This window comes from Streptomyces sp. NBC_01261, assembly GCF_036226385.1.
Classification (GTDB): Bacteria; Actinomycetota; Actinomycetes; order Streptomycetales; family Streptomycetaceae; genus Streptomyces.
Genome location: NZ_CP108463.1, coordinates 3,426,149 through 3,443,966, shown reverse-complemented (window position 1 = coordinate 3,443,966; position 17,818 = coordinate 3,426,149). Strand labels below are relative to the sequence as shown.

The following is a 17,818-nucleotide window of genomic DNA, read 5'->3' as shown; positions in this document are numbered from 1 at the left end:
GGTCCCGGCCGCGGCTCGGAGGGTTGGACCCGGGCTCGGCCCTTGGCTCGGAGGCCTGGACCCAGGCCGGGCCCTGTGCTCGGAGGGGTTGGCGAGGGCCCGCCGCGATTGTTCCGCGCCTGACACTGACCCGGCGCCACCGGTCGGCTCCACCCGTGGGTGGAGGCTGAGGCGTTTCGGAGATCCACCCACGATCCACCCTGGCGCCGATCTGCCGACCAGCGAATTTCCGTAGCGTCGAAGGCGTCGGCAGCGCTCGCCGCCGGCATCCTCTTCCGCTCACGGAGGCTCTGATGTCCGGGCTGGTCAACGCGTTGGTGATCGTGGCCGTCGTCGCGGTGGTGATCGTGCGGCAGTTCCGCGCCCGTCGGATCGACACCGACCGGCGCTGGTGGCTCCTTCCCGTGATCCTCGCCGTCGTGGCGCTGCGCGACCCCGGCATACTCGACGCCCACCACCACACCGGGTCGGCCCTCCTGCTCGCCGTCGAGCTGGTCGTCGGGCTGGCCACCGGAGCCGGCTGGGCCTGGACCACGCGCCTGTGGGTCGAGACGGACGGTTCCGTGTGGAGCAAGAGCACCAAGGCGAGCGGGGGCGTCTGGATCGTCGGCATAGCCCTGCGCGTCGGCCTCGTCGTCCTGGGCGCGGTCGTGGGTGTGCACCAGAACAGTTCGGCCCTCATGCTCGGCCTCGCGGCGACGCTGCTGGTCCGCTCCGGGGTCCTGGCCTGGCGGGCCCAGTCCTTCACCGGGTCGGCCGGGCCGGCCCCGGCGTACGGTTTCGGCATGGCGCGGCCCGCCCGGAAGGAGCGCGTGTGACGGAGAACGCCTGGACGCGCTGGCCCTCGCGGGAGGCGCTGAGCCGAGAGGGAGTCTCACGGCCCCGGCGGCTGCTCGCCTGGGCCGTCCGGCTACTGGTGCTCGGCATGCTGCTGGGGAGCGCCTTCGCCGGCAGCCACATCCGCGGCTGGACATTGGTCGGCGGCGTGGCCGGGATCCTGGTGGCCGCGGTTCTCGCCTGGGCCTTCTGGCGCACCACCCTCGACCACAGGCTCTGGCCGTCGGTGGCACTCATCGCCGTGCTCCTCGGGATCGCGATCGTGGGACAGGCCGCCGGGTTCACGGTCCCGGCCCTCGTCATCTGGTGCGGCTGTGCGGTCAGTTCACTCGAACGGCTGCCCATCGCGGTCGCCGTGCCGGTGACCTCGGTGTCCCTCGCGGCCTTCGCCGCGGTCGACAACGACGTATGGCTGACCACCGCGGTCACGACGGCCGGGCTGGCCCTCGCCGGATACACGCTCCGCCTCGACGCCGAGGCCCGGGGCAACGCCCAGCGGCTGCTCACCCAGGAACGCATGGCACGTACGGCCGAGGCGGAGTCCGCCGCGCTGGCGGAACGGGCCCGTATCGCCCGGGAGATCCACGACGTGCTGGCCCACAGCCTCTCGGCACAGCTCGTGCACCTGGAGGCGGCCAGGCTGCTGATCGAGCGGGGCGCCGACCGGGAGACGATCCTGGAACGGGTCGTGGCGGCCCGGGGGATGGCCCGCGACGGCCTGGTGGAGACCCGGCAGGCCCTGTCCGCGCTGCGGGGCGAGATGAGCCCGCTGGAGGACTTTCTGACCGAGATCGTCGGTACGACGGGCCGTGCCGAGGTCACCGTTACGGGTGACCGGAGACAGCTGCCCGCCGAGGCCTCGCAGGCCGTGCGCCGGGTCGCCCAGGAGGCCCTGACGAACGTCCGCAAGCACGCCCCGGGCGCCAAGGTGCTGCTCACGCTGGACTACGGAGAGCACGAAGTGACCCTGGACGTAAGGGACTCGGGCGGCTCGCCGGGCGAACTAATCGCGGCGGGAGGTGGATACGGTCTGCTGGGCATGCGGGAACGCGCCGAGCTGCTGGGCGGTTCGTTGCGGGCCGGGCCGGACGAGGAGGGATTCGTGGTGACGCTGAAGGTGCCTGCATGACGGATGAGGCTGTGAGGAAGCCCGCGCGGGTCGTGGTCGCGGACGACCAGACCGTCGTACGGGAAGGCATCGTGATGCTGTTGGGGCTGCTGCCCGGGATCGAGGTCGTCGGCGCCGCGGTCGACGGGGACGAGGCGGTGCGGCTCGTCGCCGAACTCGCCCCGGACGTCGTCCTGATGGACCTGCGCATGCCGCGCTGCGACGGTGTCGAGGCGACCCGGCGGATCCGTGCGGAGCATCCCGGGACCCAGGTCGTGGTGCTCACGACGTTCGCGGACGACGCGTCGCTGTTCCCGGCGCTGCGCGCGGGGGCACGTGGCTACCTCACCAAGGACGCGGGCGGCGACGAGATCGTACGGGCCGTGGAGAGCGTGCTGTCGGGGGACGCGGGACTGTCGCCGAGCATCCAACGGCGGTTGCTGGAGCGCCTGTCGGAGCCCGAGCCACAGGAGCCGTCGGAGCCCGCCGAGCCGCCGGACGGGCTCACCGCGCGGGAGGCCGAGGTGTTGCTGCTGATCGCGGAGGGCCTGACCAATCAGGAGATCGCCCGCGCGTTGCACGTCTCCACGGCGACCGTGAAGACCCACATCAACAACCTGTTCGCCAAGACGGGGCTCAAGGACCGTGCGCAGGCGGTGCGTTACGCCTACGGCAAGGGACTGGTGCGGCCACCAGCGGGTTGAGTCACCTGATGGGGTGAAGACAACGGAGAAGAAGAGTCGGGGAACTTCCCGTTCTGTCCATCCTTGGGCATGCAGTCAAGCAACGGTCGTTCCCGCGGTGGCGGGAGTGGTCACGAGAGTCCGGCCGAGAACCACGAAGGTCATGACCTGACCCCCGCCGAGGCAACCGGAAAGGTGAGGTACCACGACCCTTGGTACGACGCGCTCGCGTCCGGCTGGGGCGAGACGGACGGCACGGGCGGGCCCGCGCCCGAAGTGCCCGCAGCGCGCCGGGAGGACGCGGACCACGCCGTCCGCGCGGGCGATGTGTATCGGGAGGTGCAGCGCAGCGCCGCCTTCCAGGAGGTGCGCGGCCGGTATCTGCGGTTCGTGGTGCCCGCCACCGTCGTCTTCTTCACCTGGTACGTGGCCTACGTGGTGACGGCGACGACTGCGCCCGGATTCATGGCCCGGCCGGTGGCCGGCGCGGTGAACGTGGGGATGGTCGCGGGACTGGGACAGTTCCTCACCACCTTCCTGCTCACCTGGGCCTACGCCCGGCACGCGCGGCTGCGCAGGGACCGGGCCGCGCTCGAACTGCGCTGGGACACACAGGAACTGACACGAGGCATTCGAGGCGGTACGTCGTGACCGGGAACCATCAGACGCTGGCGCTGCTGCTGTTCAGCGCGTTCATCGCGGTCACCCTCGGGATCACCACCTGGGTGAGCCGCAACCGGCATGGTTCGGAGGAGGAGTTCTACGCGGGCGGGCGTCTCTTCTCCCCGATGGAGAATGGTTTTGCCATCTCGGGTGATTATCTGTCCGCGGCCTCGTTCCTCGGAGTCACCGGGCTCATCGCGCTGTTCGGCTACGACGGCCTGCTGTACGTGGTGGGCTTCTTCGTCGCCTGGCTCATGGTGCTGTTCCTCGTCGCCGAACTGGTGCGCAACTGCGGGCGGTTCACGCTCGCCGACGTGGTCGCCGCGCGCATGAGCGAGCGGCCGGTGCGGATCGCGGCGGGAACTTCCTCCGTCACCGTGTCCGTTCTCTATCTGGTGGCGCAGATGGTGGGCGCGGGCAGCCTGGTCTCGCTGCTGCTGGGCGGGACGAGTGCGGCCGCGCGGGCCTGGACCGTCATCGGCGTCGGGGCGCTCATGGTGATCTATGTGTCGATGGGAGGGATGCGGGCCACCACCTGGATCCAGATCGTCAAGGCGGTCCTGATGATGAGCGGCACCATCGCGCTGACGGTGCTGACCCTGGTGCGCTTCCACGGGAACCTGAACCACCTGCTGCTCACGGCCGCCGCCCGCAGCGGTCACGGTGCCGCCTTCCTGGCGCCGGGGCTCAAGTACGGCGGGGACTGGACCGCGCGGTTCGACTTCATCAGCCTGGGCCTCGCGCTGGTGCTGGGCACGGCCGGGCTGCCGCACATCCTGTCCCGCTTCTACACCGTGCCGACCGCACGGGCCGCGCGCCGTTCGGTGGTGTGGTCGATCGGACTCATCGGCGCGTTCTACCTGATGACGATCGTCCTCGGCTTCGCCGCCGCGGCGGTCGTGGGACCGGACACCCTTCGGAAGTCGAACGAGGCCGGGAACACGGCGGTCCCGCTGCTCGCCCTCGACCTCGGCGGAGGAGCCGATTCCACCGGAGGCACCGTCCTGTTCGCGATCGTCGCGGCCGTGGCCTTCGCCACGATCCTCGCGGTGGTGGCCGGGATCACCCTGGCCTCCTCGGCATCCGTGGCGCACGACCTGTACGCGTCGCTGCGGCGCCCGAACGCCAAGCCGCGCAGTGAGGTGGCCGTGGCGCGGGTCGCCGCGGTCGGCATCGGGGTCGCGGCGATCGGGCTCGGCCTCATCGCCAGGAACCTCAACGTCGCCTTCCTGGTGGGCCTCGCCTTCGCCGTCGCCGCCTCCGCGAACCTCCCGGTGCTGCTCTACTCGCTGTTCTGGCGCGGCTTCACGACCCGCGGCGCCGTGTGGGCCGTATACGGCGGACTGATCCCGGCACTGGTGCTCGTGCTGCTGTCGCCGGTCGTGTCGGGCAGCCCCGAATCGCTGTTCCCGGGCGTCGACTTCCAGTTCTTCCCGCTGCAGAACCCCGGCCTCGTATCGATCCCGCTCGGTTTCCTGGCCGGCTGGCTCGGCACGGTCACCTCCACGGAGGTCCCGGACGAGGCCAAGCACGCGGAGACCGAGGTACGGGCGCTGACGGGGGCGGGAGCCGTGTAGCGGGACCCGTGTGCCGTAGCCACGCGCGGCTGTGCGGCTGTCGCGTGGCTACGGCGCCACCCAGGCGTAGCGGTGTTCCGGGCGACCCGTGTCGCCGTATTTGAGGGAGAGGCGGAGGCGGCCGGCCTGTTCCAGGTGGCGTAGGTAGCGTTGGGCCGTGGAGCGGCTCAGGCCGGTCTCGGCGGCGACCTCGTGGGCCGAGAGCGGGTGGCCGGCGCTGTGCAGGACGGCACAGATCAGGTCGGTGGTCGGTTCCGAGTGGCCGCTGGGCAGACCGGGGGAGGCCGGCACGGTCGTCGTGCGCAGGGCGCCGAAGATGCGGTCGACCTGCTCCTGACCGGCGATGCCGCGGCCACCCACGCGGTCGACGGTGCGGCGCAGGGCGGCGTACGAGTCGAGGCGCGTGCGCAGCGCGGCGAAGGTGAACGGCTTGACCAGGTAGTGCAGGGCGCCCAGGCGCATCGCCCGCTGCACGGTCGTCACATCACTGGCCGCCGTGATCATGATGACGTCGGTCGTGTGGCCCTGTTGCCGCATGCGGTGGACGAGTTCGAGACCCGTCTGGTCGGGCAGATAGTGGTCGAGCAGCACCAGGTCGATGGTCCCGCGTTCCACGGTGGCCAGCGCCTGGGCGGCGCTGTGCGCGCGGGCGGCGACCCGGAAGCCGGGAACCTTTCCCACGTACTTGGCGTTGATCTCGGCGACGCGGAAGTCGTCGTCCACGACCATGACGTCAATCATTGGGCCTCTTTCCTCAAGGCCAGGCGAGCGTTAAGCCCGTGTTTCGGCTCCGCAGTTGTAGCGCGAGCAAAACGAGCACAACAGGCTCTTGCGAGCAAAAGAACGGCTTGCGCCCAGAAGACTGCTGCTGTGGTCCGCGCCACATCTACGGTCCCGGCCATGAGCGCAGACACCAGCCCCGCCATCGAGCTGCGGGGCGCGAGCAAGACCTTCAGGACCCCGTCGGGGGGTCTGCACACGGCCGTACGGGGGCTTGATCTCACCGTCGGACGTGGCGAGTTCGTGGCGGTCGTCGGGCCCACGGGCTGCGGCAAGTCGACCACGCTGACCCTCGTCAGCGGGCTGGAGGAGCCCTCCGAGGGCGATGTGCTGGTGGCCGGGGAGCCGGTCTCCGGCGTCGGCGACAAGGTCGGCTTCGTCTTCCAGCAGGACGCCACCTTCCCCTGGCGTACGGTCCTGTCCAACGTCATGGCGGGCCCGCGCTTCCGCGGCGTACCGAAGGCGGAGGCCAAGGCCAAGGCGCGTGAGTGGCTGGCCCGGGTCGGGCTCTCCGCCTTCGAGGACCGTTATCCGCACCAGCTCTCCGGCGGTATGCGCAAGCGCGTCGCGCTCGCCGCGACCTTCGTCAACGACCCCGAGATCCTGCTGATGGACGAGCCGTTCTCGGCGCTCGACGTGCAGACCAGGGCCCTGATGTCGGACGAACTCCTGGAGCTGTGGGAGGGCACCGGTACCTCGGTCGTCTTCGTCACCCACGACCTGGAGGAGTCCATCGCGCTGGCCGACAGAGTCGTCGTGATGACTGCCGGGCCCGCCACCGTGAAGCAGGTCTTCGACATCGACCTGCCGCGACCCCGCAAGGTTGAATCCGTGCGCCTGGAGCCGCGGTTCATCGAGATCTACCGCGAGATCTGGGAGTCGCTCGGCGAAGAGGTCCGCATCACGCGCGAGAGGGGTGCGGCCAATGTCGCCTGACGTCCTGCCCGAGGACAAGGTCGTACGGTCCATGACCGAGCCCGCCACCAAGACGGACCGCGCCCATTCACGCGCGCGTGCCGCACGTAAACGCAGAGTCGGCGTCGGAGCGGCCCGTGTGCTGCTCCTGGTCGCCTTTCTCGGCCTGTGGGAATGGCTCTCCCGGGCCAAGGTCATCGATCCGTTCAACTTTTCGATGCCCTCGAAGATCTGGGACCAGATCTACACCTGGGTGATGCACGGGACCGCGCTCGGATCCCTGGGGGAGCAGATCTGGGCCACGCTCCAGGAGGCGTTGATCGGCTGGGTCATCGGTGTGATCGCCGGTGTCGTGTTCGGTATTGCGCTGGGCCGGATCATCTTGATGGCCGACATACTTGGTCCATACATCAAAGTGCTCAACTCCATACCGAGGATCGTGCTCGCCCCGATCTTCGTGATCTGGTTCGGACTCGGACCGGCCTCCAAGGTCGCCTCGGCCGTCGTGCTCGTCTTCTTCCCGGTGTTCTTCAACGCCTTCCAGGGTGCCCGCGAGGTCGACCGCAATCTGGTCGCCAACGCCCGCATCCTCGGTGCCAGCGACCGCAGGGTGACCCTCCAGGTGGTCATCCCGTCCGCCACCTCGTGGATCTTCACCAGCCTCCACGTCAGCTTCGGCTTCGCCCTCATCGGTGCGATCGTCGGCGAGTACATCGGCGCCACCAAGGGCATCGGCCTGCTCGTCGCGCAGTCCCAGGGCACCTTCAACGCGGCCGGCGTGTACGCCGCGATGGTGATCCTCGCGGTCGTCGCCCTGGTCGCCGAAGGGCTGCTCACCTTCGCCGAGAACCGCATCTTCCGCTGGAAGCCGTCGGGCTCCGACAGCTGAACGGCCCCTCGTCGCAGCCCCGTTGAAGACGCCTCCCTTCCTCCCCGCACCGCACCCTCACAAGGACGTGAACCGCCATGCGCAAGACCGCCAGATACGCCGCCCTGGCCGCCTCGGGCCTGCTCGCCCTCTCCTCGCTCACCGCCTGCGCCAACGACGCGGCCAGCACCGCCTCCACCGGCTCCGGCGGCAAGGGTGACGGCAAGGGCGTGAAGGTCAAGATCATGGTCGGTGGCCTGGACAAGGTCATCTACCTGCCCGCGATGCTCACCCAGCGGCTCGGCTACTTCGACGCCGAGGGCCTCGACGTCGAGCTGCTGAGCGAACCGGCCGGCGTCCAGGCCGAGACCGCCCTCGTCTCCGGGCAGGTCCAGGGAGCCGTCGGCTTCTACGACCACACGCTGGACCTGCAGGTCAAGGGCAAGTCGGTCGAGTCCGTGGTGCAGTTCTCGCAGGCGCCCGGCGAGGTGGAGGTCGTCTCCACCAAGGCGGCGGGGAAGGTCAAGTCGGCCAAGGACTTCAAGGGCAAGAAGCTCGGCGTGACCGGCCTCGGTTCCTCCACCGACTTCCTCACCAAGTACCTCGCCGTCAAGAACGGCGTCAACATCAGCGAGTTCACCCCGGTCGCCGTGGGTGCGGGGCCGACCTTCGTCGCCGCGCTCCAACAGGGCTCCATAGACGCCGGGATGACGACCGACCCGACCGTCGCCACGATTCTCGACAAGAAGGCCGGCAAGATCCTCGTCGACATGCGGACACCCGAGGGCTCACAGGCGGCGCTCGGTGGGCCGTACCCCTCGTCAAGTCTGTACATGCAGACGGACTGGGTGAACAGCCACAAGTCCACTGTGCAGAAGATGGTCAATGCATTCGTCAAGACGCTCAAGTGGATGTCCACCCACAGCGCGACCGAGATCGCCGACAAGATGCCCGCCGACTACTCGCAGGGCAACAAGTTCCTCTACTCCACCGCGATCAAGAGCACGCTGCCGATGTTCACCAAGGACGGCGTGATGCCGGAGAACGGCCCGGAGACCGTCGAGAAGGTGCTCAAGGCGTTCAACCCCACCATCAAGAACGCCGATGTGGACCTCGACAAGACGTACACGACCGAGTTCGTGAAGAACGCCACAGGCTGACGACCGCGCGGTCGGCATCCGTAAAGAAGGAGGGGTACGGCTCCTTCCCCCGCCCCCACAGGCCGTGCTCCTCAGGCGCGGGTCGCCCACACGTAACGGTGTTCCGGGCGGCCCGCGTCGCCGTATTTGAGCGTCAGCCTGGCCCGTCCGGTGCGCTCCAGGAGCTTCAGATAGCGCTGGGCGGTCTGCCGGCTCACCCCGGTGCGGTCGGCGATCTCCTGGGCGGACAGGGGGCCTTCTGCGTTCATCAGGGACTGGCGGACGAGTTCCGCCGTCGTGGGGGAGTGCCCTTTGGGCAGCCCGGGCTCAGAGGGCGCGGACAGGGCGCCGAAGATGCGGTCCACCTCGGCCTGTTCGGCCTCGCCGCCGCTGTCGAGGGTGCGGCGCAGTTCCGCGTACGCCTCCAACTTGGCGCGCAGGCCCGCGAACGCGAACGGCTTGACCAGGTACTGCAGCGCGCCCTGCCGCATGGCCGCCTGCACGGTCGTCACGTCGCGGGCCGCCGTCACCATGATCACGTCGGTCTGGTGGCCGCGTCGGCGCATCTCCTGGACGACGGCCAGACCCGTCTCGTCGGGCAGGTAGTGGTCCAGGAGGACCAGGTCCAGATGGGGCAGCGCCTCCAGCCTGTCGAGTGCCTCGGAGGCGCTGTGCGCCTCGGCCGCGACATGGAAGCCCGGCACTTTCTCCACGTAGGCGGCGTTGACCTGTGCGACCCGGGTGTCGTCGTCCACGACCAGGACCTCGATCATCGCGAATCCTCCTCGACGGTCTCCCCGGGGGCGGTGAGGGCGGGTTCCAGGTCCGGCTCGGTCAGCGCCTCGGTCAGTGCCTCCGGCAGGACGACCACGAACTCCGCGCCCCCGCCGAACGCCTCCGTCACCACCGCGCTGCCGCCCTGCCGTTCGGCGAGCCGACGCACCAGGGAGAGGCCGATCCCGCGTTTGCCGTGCGCCGGGGGCTTCTTCGTGGACCAGCCCTCGGTGAAGACCAACTCCCGTTGTTCCTCCGGGATTCCGGGGCCCGTGTCACGCACCCGGAGAACGGCCGTACGCCCCTCCGTCCGCAATTCGACCTCCACGCGTGCGTGCGGTGTGCCCGCGACGGCGTCGAGCGCGTTGTCCACCAGGTTGCCGACGACCGTGACCAGCCCGCGCGGGTCGATCAACCGGTCGGGCAGCCAGGTCCGGTCGGAGATCCACAGGGCGACACCCCGCTCGGCCGCGACGGTCGCCTTGCCCACCAACAGGGCGGCGATCAGCGGGTCCTGGATCTTCTCGGTGACCTGTTCGGCCGTCGCCCTGTGATCGCCGACCACCTCGCCGACGAAGTCCACGGCGTCGTCGTACATCTCCAGTTCGAGCAGCCCCAGGAGCGTGTGCATACGGTTGGCGTGCTCGTGGTCCTGGGCGCGCAGGGCGTCGATCAGACCGTGTGTCGAGTCCAACTCCCTTCCCAGCTGCTCCAGTTCGGTGCGGTCGCGCAGGGTGGCCACGGCGCCGCCGTCGTCGGTGGGCATCCGGTTGGTGACCAGGACCCGCTGGCCGCGGACGGCGAGCAGATCGGTGCCGGTCACCCGGCCGGCCAGGACATCGGTCGTACGGCCCGCACCGAGCGCCTCGTCCAGGGAGCGGCCGACGGCCTCGTCGCCGATGCCCAGGAGGCGCCGCGCCTCGTCGTTCAGAAGTCGTATGCGGCCGGTGCGGTCCAGGGCGACGACGCCCTCCCGGATGCCGTGCAGCATCGCCTCGCGCTCCGAGAGCAGCGCCGAGATGTCCGAGAAGGCCAGGTCCCGGGTCTGCCGCTGGACCCGCCGGGAGACCAGCCAGGCCGCCAGCGCACCGACGGCGAGGGCGCCCCCGGCGTACGCCAGCAGCCCCGGGATCGCGCTGATCAGCTGCGCGCGGACGCTGTCGTACTTGATGCCCACCGAGACGGCCCCGACGACCGTGCCGTCCGCGGCCCGCAGGGGCACCTTGCCGCGGGCCGAGCGGCCCAGGGTGCCCTTGTCGATCTCCTTGACCTCCTGACCGGCCAGGGGCTGGTCGGGAGAGGTCGACACGAAGCGGCCGATCTCGCTGGGAGTCGTGTGCGACCACCGCATGCCCCGCCAGTCCATCACCACCACGTACTCGGCCTTGGTGGCCTTCCGGATCCGCTCCGCCTCCTTCTGCACGGGTCCGTCCACGGTCGGCGGGGTGTCCTGGACGTCCTTGATGATCAGCGGCTGCTGCGCGGTGGTCTGGGCGATGGCCAGGGCGCGGTTCATCGCCTCCTGGTCGAGCTGTTCGCTCAGCGGCGCGAGGAACAGCCCGGTCGCCAGGACCGCGACTCCCGCGGCGATCGCCAGCTGCATCAGCAGCACCTGCGAGAACACCCGCCGCGGCAGCCCGAGGCGACGGCGGCGTGCGGGGGGTGTGGGGCTCATACCCCTGACGGTACGTGCCGGGGCGGGGGCTGCCCCAGGGGTGTGGCGTGGATCTCTTGACCAGTTCTTGGGGAAACCGGCCTCCAGTAGAGGGCGGTTTCCCGCGGAAGCCGGTCGGGCGGCCCGGCGCCGGGCGAGTCAGCCGGCCAGCGCCGTCGTCAGCTCGCGCACCGCCACCACGTCCATCCGCGCCGGTGCGCCGAGGACCGACGCCCCGCAGCTCTCCGGGCGGGGCGGAAGCGAGGCCCCCTGGGCGACGATCACGCGCCAGTGGCGTCCGTCGGCGTGCGCGACGGTCACCTCCCAGCGCGGTGCGTCGCCGTCGGTCCGTACGACGCTCAGGGCGTCCGTCGCGTACTCGCCCGCCGACGTCCGCACGGCCAGCTCCGCCGCCTGTCCGGGCCGTTCCCAGGCCGAGCCGCCCCGGCAGCCCTCGACGACCACACGGCCCTCCTGGACGCCCTGGAGGATCTCCTTGATGCCGTGCGCCTGGACCCGCCCGTACGCGTAGCCGTACGGCAGGACGAGCACCGTCGGCGAGAAGCGGTGACCGCCCAGATGGGTGACCTCCCAGGCGCCCTCGACCCCGGAGGCGGCCAGTTCGGCGGCGAGAGGACGGCCCAGGAGCGCGCAGCAGCGGTCGCGCTTGCCGTTGGTGCAGACGAGCGCGAGCGGGTCACCGGTGTGGGCCTGCCCGCCGAGCGCCGAACCGAACGAGCGCGGGTCGCCCGCACCGAGGGCGGCGAAGTCCAGGGCGAGCAACTGCCCCGGCTCCTCGGTCGTGGCGCTGTGCAGCCATACGTTTCCGGGAACGGTGTGGGCCGCGTACACATGGCGCACCGGCGACGCCGCGGGGTCGGCGTGCCGACCGGGGCGCCGGATGAGTGCGATCCGTACGCCCGTGTTCGCGGCGGCCGCTTCCAGGGCACGCCCCAGCGCGGGGTCCAGGTGGCTCGAAGTGAGCGCTTTGGCACCCCAAGGGCCGGGCTGTTCCAGCAGCAGCCACGTCGTCGCCGTGGCCGCGGTTCCGGAAATGGGCTCGTCGAGGTCCTGAGAGACGGTCGCGCACGTACTCACAGAGGTGAGCCTAACCTGACTTGGCCCAGGGCGACTTCCGGCCGCGCTCGTGTCCTACTCCGGTAGTGGTTGAGGCGGCCTGGGGCCTACGTAGTGACCGCTCGGCCGCATGCGCAGCGGACGCTCCCCGTACTCCTCCAGGGCGTGCGCGATCCACCCCGCCGTACGGGCGACAGCGAAGATCGTCTCGCCCGCCGTGGAGGGCATCCCGGAGGAGACGGTGAGTACGGCGAGAGCCAGGTCGACGTTGGCGTGCAGCGGGGTGTGCCGGGCGGTGGTGGCGACGATGTCGCGGGCCGCGGCGAGGGCGGGCGCGGCGCCCGGGATGTCCTTCAGGAAGGCGAACAGGGCACGCGCGCGTGGGTCTTCGCCCGGGTAGAGCCGGTGGCCGAGTCCGGGGATACGGCGGCCGGCGCGGAGTTCGTCCGCGACCACCGGGGCGGCGGTGCCCTGGTCGAGCACGTCGAGCAGCAGCCGGTGCGCCAGGCCGCTGGCGGCGCCGTGCAGGGGGCCTTCGAGGACTCCCAGGCCGGAGGAGACGGCCGCGTACGGGTGGGCGCGGGCCGAGGCGGCGACGCGCACCGCGAGCGTCGAGGCGGCCAGGTCGTGGTCCACGAGCAGCCCAAGTGCCGTGTCCAGGACGTGCAGTGACGCCTCGTCAGCCGACCGACCGCTCAGCCGCGCCCACAGGCGGTGGGCCAGCGGACCCGCGTCGCGATGGGCTCGCCGTACCGGCGGCAGGGCCGCTACAAGGGTGGGGATGAGGATGCGCGCGGTACCGAGCACGGCGTCCTCGGACAGGTCGAAGCGCAGCGGGTCCGCGGTCGCCGCCGCGATGGCCGCGACCCGCAACCGGTCGGTGGGGCCGGTGTGTTCGGGCAGCGCGTCGACGGCGCGACGGGCGACGGCGATGGCCGCCTTGGGCGCGCTGAACGTGATTCCGGGGCGCAACTCCCCGGTCCACAGCCACTCGGCGATCTCTTCGTAGGAGTGGCGCGCGGCCAGCCCGGTCGCGTCGACGCCCCGGAAGTAGTACCGGTCCTTCTCGATGAGCGTGATCCGGGTCCGCACGGACAGCTCGCCCCCGGACCCCGAACTCCCGCTGCTCTCCCGCCTGTTGCGCCGGGCGAGTGCCTCCACCTCCTTGGCGTCGAAGGTGCTGCCCCGCCCGCCGGGCTCGCGCCTGCTGTTCAGCTGCCCGCGGCTCACGTAGGCGTACACGGTGTCCGGCTTCACGCCGAGCAGTCCGGCGGTCTCCTTGGTGCTCAGCCGTCGCTCGGGGTGACCGGGAGCGGTTTCTTGATCGCGCATGGAGGCCACGGTAACCACTCCTTGCATACATTGATTCAATCAATATTGACAGAGATTGAGTCAACCATGGACATTGAATCAAGTCCAGGGAGGAAACATGTCCATCAACAGGGCCGCAGCCACTCGTATCGAGGTTCCGCGGGGACTCGCGGGCGTCGTCGTCACCGACACCCGAATCGGTGACGTCCGGGGGATCGAGGGCTTCTACCACTACCGCCAGTACTCCGCCGTCGAACTCGCGCAGACCCGCGGCTTCGAGGACGTCTGGCATCTCCTCGCCTACGGCGAACTGCCGGACGCGGAGCAGAGTGCGGCCTTTGCTGCCGAGACCGCGGCGCTGCGCCTGTTGCCGGACGAGGTGCGGGCCGCGTTGCCCGCGGTGGCGGCGGCGAGCGGGACGTCCGGGTCGCTGTCGGGGCCGTTGTCCGGGATGCGTACGGCGCTGTCGCTGCTCGGTGCCGCGAAGGGCTTCCGGCCGGTGTACGACATCGACACGGACGCGCGCCGCCGGGACGCCCTCGTGGCGTCCGCGGCCGTGCCGACGCTGCTGACCGCGCTGTACCGGCTGGGTCGGGGACTCGACCCCGTGGAGCCGCGCGACGACCTCTCCTACGCGGCCAACTACCTCTACATGCTGACCGGTTCGGAACCGGACAAGCAGCAGGCCAGGGCGATCGAGCAATACTTGATCTCAACCATTGACCACGGATTCAACGCGTCAACCTTCACCGCGCGGGTCATCGCGTCGACGGGGGCGGATGTGGCGGCCTGTCTGGTCGGGGCGGTCGGGGCGCTCTCGGGTCCGTTGCACGGGGGTGCGCCCAGTCGTGCCCTGGACACCCTGGACGCGATCGGAACCCCGGACCGTATCGACCCCTGGATCCGCGCGCGCGTCCTCGCCGGCGACCGCATCATGGGCTTCGGCCACGCGATCTACCGTACGGAGGACCCCCGTTCCCGGATGCTGCGCGAGGTCGCCCAGCAGTTCGGCGGTCCGCGGGTCGAGTTCGCCGTCGAGGTCGAGCGCCAGGTGGAGACGATCCTCGCGGAACTCAAGCCGGGCCGTGAGCTGCACACCAACGTCGAGTTCTACGCGGGACTGGTCATGGAACTGTGCGGGCTGCCGCGCGAGATGTTCACTCCTACGTTCGCGGCTGCGCGGGTGGTGGGGTGGAGCGCGAACGTGGTGGAGCAGGCGGAGGACTCGAAGATCATCCGGCCGGTGGCTCGGTATGTGGGGGTGGGGGCGCCGGTGGCGGTGCCGCTCATGAGCTGAGGGCGGCTCCCGGAAACGCGTGTGGCCTGGTGCCGTTCTGGCGCCAGGCCTCAGGGGGTGGTGATCGAGCAGTGACGGGGTGGCGGGCTGCTCGCCGGTCGGGTGCCGGACTCGCTCACGGTGGCGTGCGGCCGGAGGTCGGTACGGGACGGGTCTCTTTGGTGGGACGCGTGCTCGTGCGGTGCTGTCAGGCGTCGGGGATGTCTGCCTTGGCTCGAATCAGCGTTTCCCGGCTGACGACGACGATGCGTTCGTAGTCGGCGCGTGCGGCGTCCGGGGGCAGTTCACCGTCCAGCGCCTCGGTTGCCTCGGTGCCGATGACGGCGAAGTTGCCGTCGCTGAGTTCGAACACATCGGGGCAGTTGGCTCCTGAGTTGCTGCCACGGGCACTCGGAGGCACACCGATGCGGCGCACGATCTTCAAAGGGGTACCGGTCCTTACAAAGGGTGTGGGCACAGTTGTGATCAACAAAATACTGTGACACACGAGGAGTTCGTGGCGACATGGCAGAAAGTCACTCAGCTGTGTGCGTGGTGCTGAAGGGTTGACGAGTGGAGCCCGGCGGGTGACGTCAGTCGGTGGGTGGGGTGCCCACGACCCACCACTCGTCCGTGTCCGCTTCGTCGAGGTCCGTGACCAGGCCGTCGACGATGTGGCCGATCACGGCCTCGTCCGACGACTCGCTCAGGGTCGCCCGCTGGGCCTGCGATGCCTCCCAGTACTCCCGGAAGAGTGGGCTCTGGAAGAACTCGCGCAGGTACCTGTACAACTCGTCCCGGTCGAGTATCCCGGCCCGGTAGAGGTGGAAAAGGTGGACGTACCACGCGTTGGCGTAGAAGAACTGCCGACGCTTCTCGGCGGGGATGCTCTTGTCGTAGGTGTCGATCACCGCGGCGAGGGAGGGATCGTCGATGGCCCGCGCCAGCAGCTCCCAGTGCATGCGCTGCTGATGCGCCAGCGCCTTCCGCCGGATCGCCAACTCCTCCAGTTCCAGGCGCCGTTCCGCCAGCCGTTGTTCGGCAAGACGCGCCGCTTCCAGCCGTCGCTGACGTGCCGCCAGTGTCATCGTGGCGGTGGCGAGCAGCAGGCTGAGTGCTGCCGAGCCGACCCTCCCCGCCGAGTACTTCCGTGTGGCCATGTCAAAAACCCCCGAATCAGGCGGCCATCCGCCGGCCGTCGGGTGCGGGTTGGTGGAGACGGGGACCGGCGAGCGATGGGCGGCGCTTGCCGTCTCCCAGAGTGCCGAGCGGCTCTGATCGGCAGGGAGGCGGAGAGGAGGCGCACGGAGGGAAGCGAGGGTCGCACGAACCGGCGCCTTGCCCAACGTCTGCCCCGCGAGCGCTGCTAACAATCGTTCACTTCGCGGCGATTCTCCCGGCTCGTATCCTGGGGCGGCATTCAACCTCCGTACGTGTGCCGGACCGCGAGCCGGTGCACGCGTCGGCGTGAAAGAGGTCGCACGTTGAGCCAGCAGAGTCCGAGCGCAAGCCCGAGCCAGAGCACCGATCCGGCGTCGGTCCCGAGTACGGATCCGAGCCTGCCCGCAACCTCGGTTCCGAGCGTGGCCGCAACCTCGGTTCCGAGCGTGGCCACGACTCCGGTTCCGAGCCGGAATTCGACTGTGGTTCCCGTCTCGGACCCAACCCCGGCTCCTGTCCCGGACCCGACCTCGGACTCGACCCCGGCCCCTGCCCCTGCCCCTGCTCAAGCCTCGACCCCAGCCTCGGCTCTGGCTCCGGCCTCCGACCTGACCCTGACCCCGACCCCGACCCCGGCCCCGACCCCGGCCCCGGCTCAAGCCTCGGCTCTGGCTCTGGCCTCCGACCTGACCCCGACCCCGACCCCGATCCCGGACCCGGCCCCTGCCCCGGCTCAGGCCGCGACCCCAGCCTCGGCTTCGGCTCCGGCCTTGGTTCCGGCCCCGGCCCCGATCTCCGCCCCGGCCCCGACCTCCGCCCCGGCCCCGACCCCGACCTCCGCCCCTACGCCCGCCTCAGCCCCAACGCCCGCCCCAACCCCTTCCCCGGATCCAACCCCGCCCCCGAACCCCCACCAGATCCCCGTCCTAGTCCTTGCCGGATTCCTCGGCTCCGGCAAGACCACCCTCCTCAACCACCTCCTTCACCGCAGCGGAGGCAGCCGTATCGGAGCGATCGTCAATGACTTCGGGGCGATCGAGATCGACGCGCTGGCCGTGGCGGGGGCGCTCGGGGACTCGACCGTGTCGCTCGGGAACGGGTGCCTGTGTTGTGCCGTGGACGCCAGTGAACTCGACGTCTATCTGGAGCGGCTCGCCCGGCCCTCCGCCGGTATCGACGTCATCGTCATCGAGGCCAGCGGGCTCGCCGAACCGGAGGAACTGGTGCGGATGTTGCTCGCCAGCGAGCACCCGGGGATCGTCTACGGAGGGCTCGTCGAGGTCGTCGACGCCGCCGAGTTCGACGACACGCGCGCGAAGCACCCCGAGATCGACCGGCATCTCTCCCTCGCCGACCTCGTCGTCGTCAACAAGCTGGACCGGGCGGTCGACGCCCCGCGCGTCCTCGGACTCGTCCGCTCGCTCACCGACCGTGCCGTCGTCGTGCCCGCCACCTACGGCCGTATCGACCCGGAGTTCTTCTTCGACTGTCGGCCGAACGAGGAGCGCGTCGGGCAGCTGACCTTCGACGACCTGCACGACCACGCCGGTGCGGAGCAGGACGAACACGACGCGCACGCCGACCACTTGCACAGCGCCTACGACAGCCTCTCCTTCGCCTCCGACGACATGCCCATGGACCCGCGACGGCTGATGGCGTTCCTGGACAGCAGGCCCGAGGGGCTCTACCGCACCAAGGGGTACGTCGACTTCGGCGCCCACGATCCGCGCAACCGGTACGCCGTGCACGCCGTAGGACGCTTCTTGAGGTTCTATCCGGAGCCCTGGGCGAGCGGCGACACCCGGCTGACCCAGCTCGTGCTCATCGGCGCCGGCCTCGACATGCCCGCCCTCGGCAAGGAGTTGGAGGCGTGCAAGCAGGACGCCCCACACGCCGACGAACACGGCATGTGGGGCGTCCTGCGCTACGTACAAGAACCGGACCAGGAGCCGGAGTCCGACGAGGAGCCGGGGCCGGAGGCCTGAGGGGCCGGGG

Annotated in this window: 17 protein-coding genes; 10 read left to right on the top strand and 7 right to left on the bottom strand. The window is 70.2% G+C overall.

Going from position 1 to position 17,818, the window contains the following annotated elements:
- Window positions 1-293 precede the first annotated feature (293 nt).
- The 5 genes from OG226_RS14745 (at window position 294) to OG226_RS14725 (ending at window position 4,868) form a co-directional block, all read left to right on the top strand.
- Complete coding sequence (locus OG226_RS14745) at window positions 294-818, top strand: DUF1453 domain-containing protein (protein ID WP_329349197.1); 525 nt, start codon at window positions 294-296, stop codon at window positions 816-818.
- Window positions 815-1,966: a sensor histidine kinase gene (locus OG226_RS14740; RefSeq protein WP_329349196.1), complete on the top strand. Its 1,152-nt coding sequence runs from the start codon at window positions 815-817 to the stop codon at window positions 1,964-1,966. The genes OG226_RS14745 and OG226_RS14740 overlap by 4 nt, the downstream gene beginning before the upstream one ends.
- Window positions 1,963-2,649, top strand: coding sequence for a response regulator transcription factor (locus OG226_RS14735; RefSeq protein ID WP_328678039.1), 687 nt, complete (start codon window positions 1,963-1,965; stop codon window positions 2,647-2,649). Before OG226_RS14740 ends, OG226_RS14735 begins: the two co-directional genes overlap by 4 nt.
- 69 nt (window positions 2,650-2,718) lie before the next feature.
- Window positions 2,719-3,279 (top strand): DUF485 domain-containing protein, encoded by a 561-nt coding sequence (locus OG226_RS14730; protein ID WP_328678038.1) that lies wholly within the window; start codon window positions 2,719-2,721, stop codon window positions 3,277-3,279.
- A complete protein-coding gene (locus OG226_RS14725; RefSeq protein WP_329349195.1) occupies window positions 3,276-4,868 on the top strand; it encodes a solute symporter family protein in 1,593 nt (530 codons plus the stop codon). Before OG226_RS14730 ends, OG226_RS14725 begins: the two co-directional genes overlap by 4 nt.
- A 48-nt stretch (window positions 4,869-4,916) precedes the next feature.
- On the opposite strand, the gene OG226_RS14720 is transcribed toward OG226_RS14725, so the two are convergent.
- Complete coding sequence (locus tag OG226_RS14720; protein WP_329349194.1) at window positions 4,917-5,609, bottom strand: response regulator; 693 nt, start codon at window positions 5,607-5,609, stop codon at window positions 4,917-4,919.
- Between the two features lie 159 nt (window positions 5,610-5,768).
- Here OG226_RS14720 and OG226_RS14715 point away from each other — a divergent pair, with 159 nt between their 5' ends.
- The 3 genes from OG226_RS14715 (at window position 5,769) to OG226_RS14705 (ending at window position 8,591) form a co-directional block, all read left to right on the top strand.
- Entirely contained in the window at window positions 5,769-6,584 is an 816-nt protein-coding gene (locus tag OG226_RS14715; RefSeq protein ID WP_328678033.1) for an ABC transporter ATP-binding protein, read from the top strand.
- Window positions 6,574-7,452 (top strand): ABC transporter permease, encoded by an 879-nt coding sequence (locus OG226_RS14710; RefSeq protein WP_329349193.1) that lies wholly within the window; start codon window positions 6,574-6,576, stop codon window positions 7,450-7,452. Before OG226_RS14715 ends, OG226_RS14710 begins: the two co-directional genes overlap by 11 nt.
- Window positions 7,453-7,529: 77 nt before the next feature.
- Entirely contained in the window at window positions 7,530-8,591 is a 1,062-nt protein-coding gene (locus tag OG226_RS14705; protein ID WP_328678030.1) for an ABC transporter substrate-binding protein, read from the top strand.
- Between the two features lie 71 nt (window positions 8,592-8,662).
- On the opposite strand, the gene OG226_RS14700 is transcribed toward OG226_RS14705, so the two are convergent.
- The 4 genes from OG226_RS14700 to OG226_RS14685 form a co-directional block, all read right to left on the bottom strand.
- The gene (locus OG226_RS14700) at window positions 8,663-9,343 is read right to left on the bottom strand and encodes a response regulator (RefSeq protein ID WP_328678029.1); all 681 of its coding nucleotides are present in this window, start codon (window positions 9,341-9,343) and stop codon (window positions 8,663-8,665) included.
- Window positions 9,340-11,019, bottom strand: a complete 1,680-nt coding sequence (locus OG226_RS14695) for a sensor histidine kinase (RefSeq protein WP_328678028.1) — start codon at window positions 11,017-11,019, stop codon at window positions 9,340-9,342. The genes OG226_RS14700 and OG226_RS14695 overlap by 4 nt, the downstream gene beginning before the upstream one ends.
- A gap of 138 nt (window positions 11,020-11,157) precedes the next feature.
- Entirely contained in the window at window positions 11,158-12,096 is a 939-nt protein-coding gene (locus OG226_RS14690; protein WP_328678027.1) for a sucrase ferredoxin, read from the bottom strand.
- Window positions 12,097-12,150: 54 nt separating this feature from the next.
- A complete protein-coding gene (locus tag OG226_RS14685; RefSeq protein WP_328678026.1) occupies window positions 12,151-13,407 on the bottom strand; it encodes a citrate synthase family protein in 1,257 nt (418 codons plus the stop codon).
- 97 nt (window positions 13,408-13,504) lie between these two features.
- Here OG226_RS14685 and OG226_RS14680 point away from each other — a divergent pair, with 97 nt between their 5' ends.
- On the top strand, window positions 13,505-14,683 hold the full coding sequence (locus OG226_RS14680) for a citrate synthase/methylcitrate synthase (protein ID WP_329349192.1): 1,179 nt from the start codon (window positions 13,505-13,507) through the stop codon (window positions 14,681-14,683).
- 187 nt (window positions 14,684-14,870) lie between these two features.
- Here OG226_RS14680 and OG226_RS14675 read toward each other — a convergent pair whose 3' ends face one another.
- Window positions 14,871-15,107: a hypothetical protein gene (locus OG226_RS14675; RefSeq protein ID WP_328677994.1), complete on the bottom strand. Its 237-nt coding sequence runs from the start codon at window positions 15,105-15,107 to the stop codon at window positions 14,871-14,873.
- Between the two features lie 148 nt (window positions 15,108-15,255).
- Complete coding sequence (locus OG226_RS14670; RefSeq protein ID WP_329349191.1) at window positions 15,256-15,822, bottom strand: DUF6082 family protein; 567 nt, start codon at window positions 15,820-15,822, stop codon at window positions 15,256-15,258.
- 918 nt (window positions 15,823-16,740) lie between these two features.
- On the opposite strand from OG226_RS14670, the gene OG226_RS14665 reads away from it, so the two are divergent.
- Entirely contained in the window at window positions 16,741-17,808 is a 1,068-nt protein-coding gene (locus OG226_RS14665; RefSeq protein ID WP_329353389.1) for a CobW family GTP-binding protein, read from the top strand.
- Window positions 17,809-17,818: the final 10 nt, after the last annotated feature.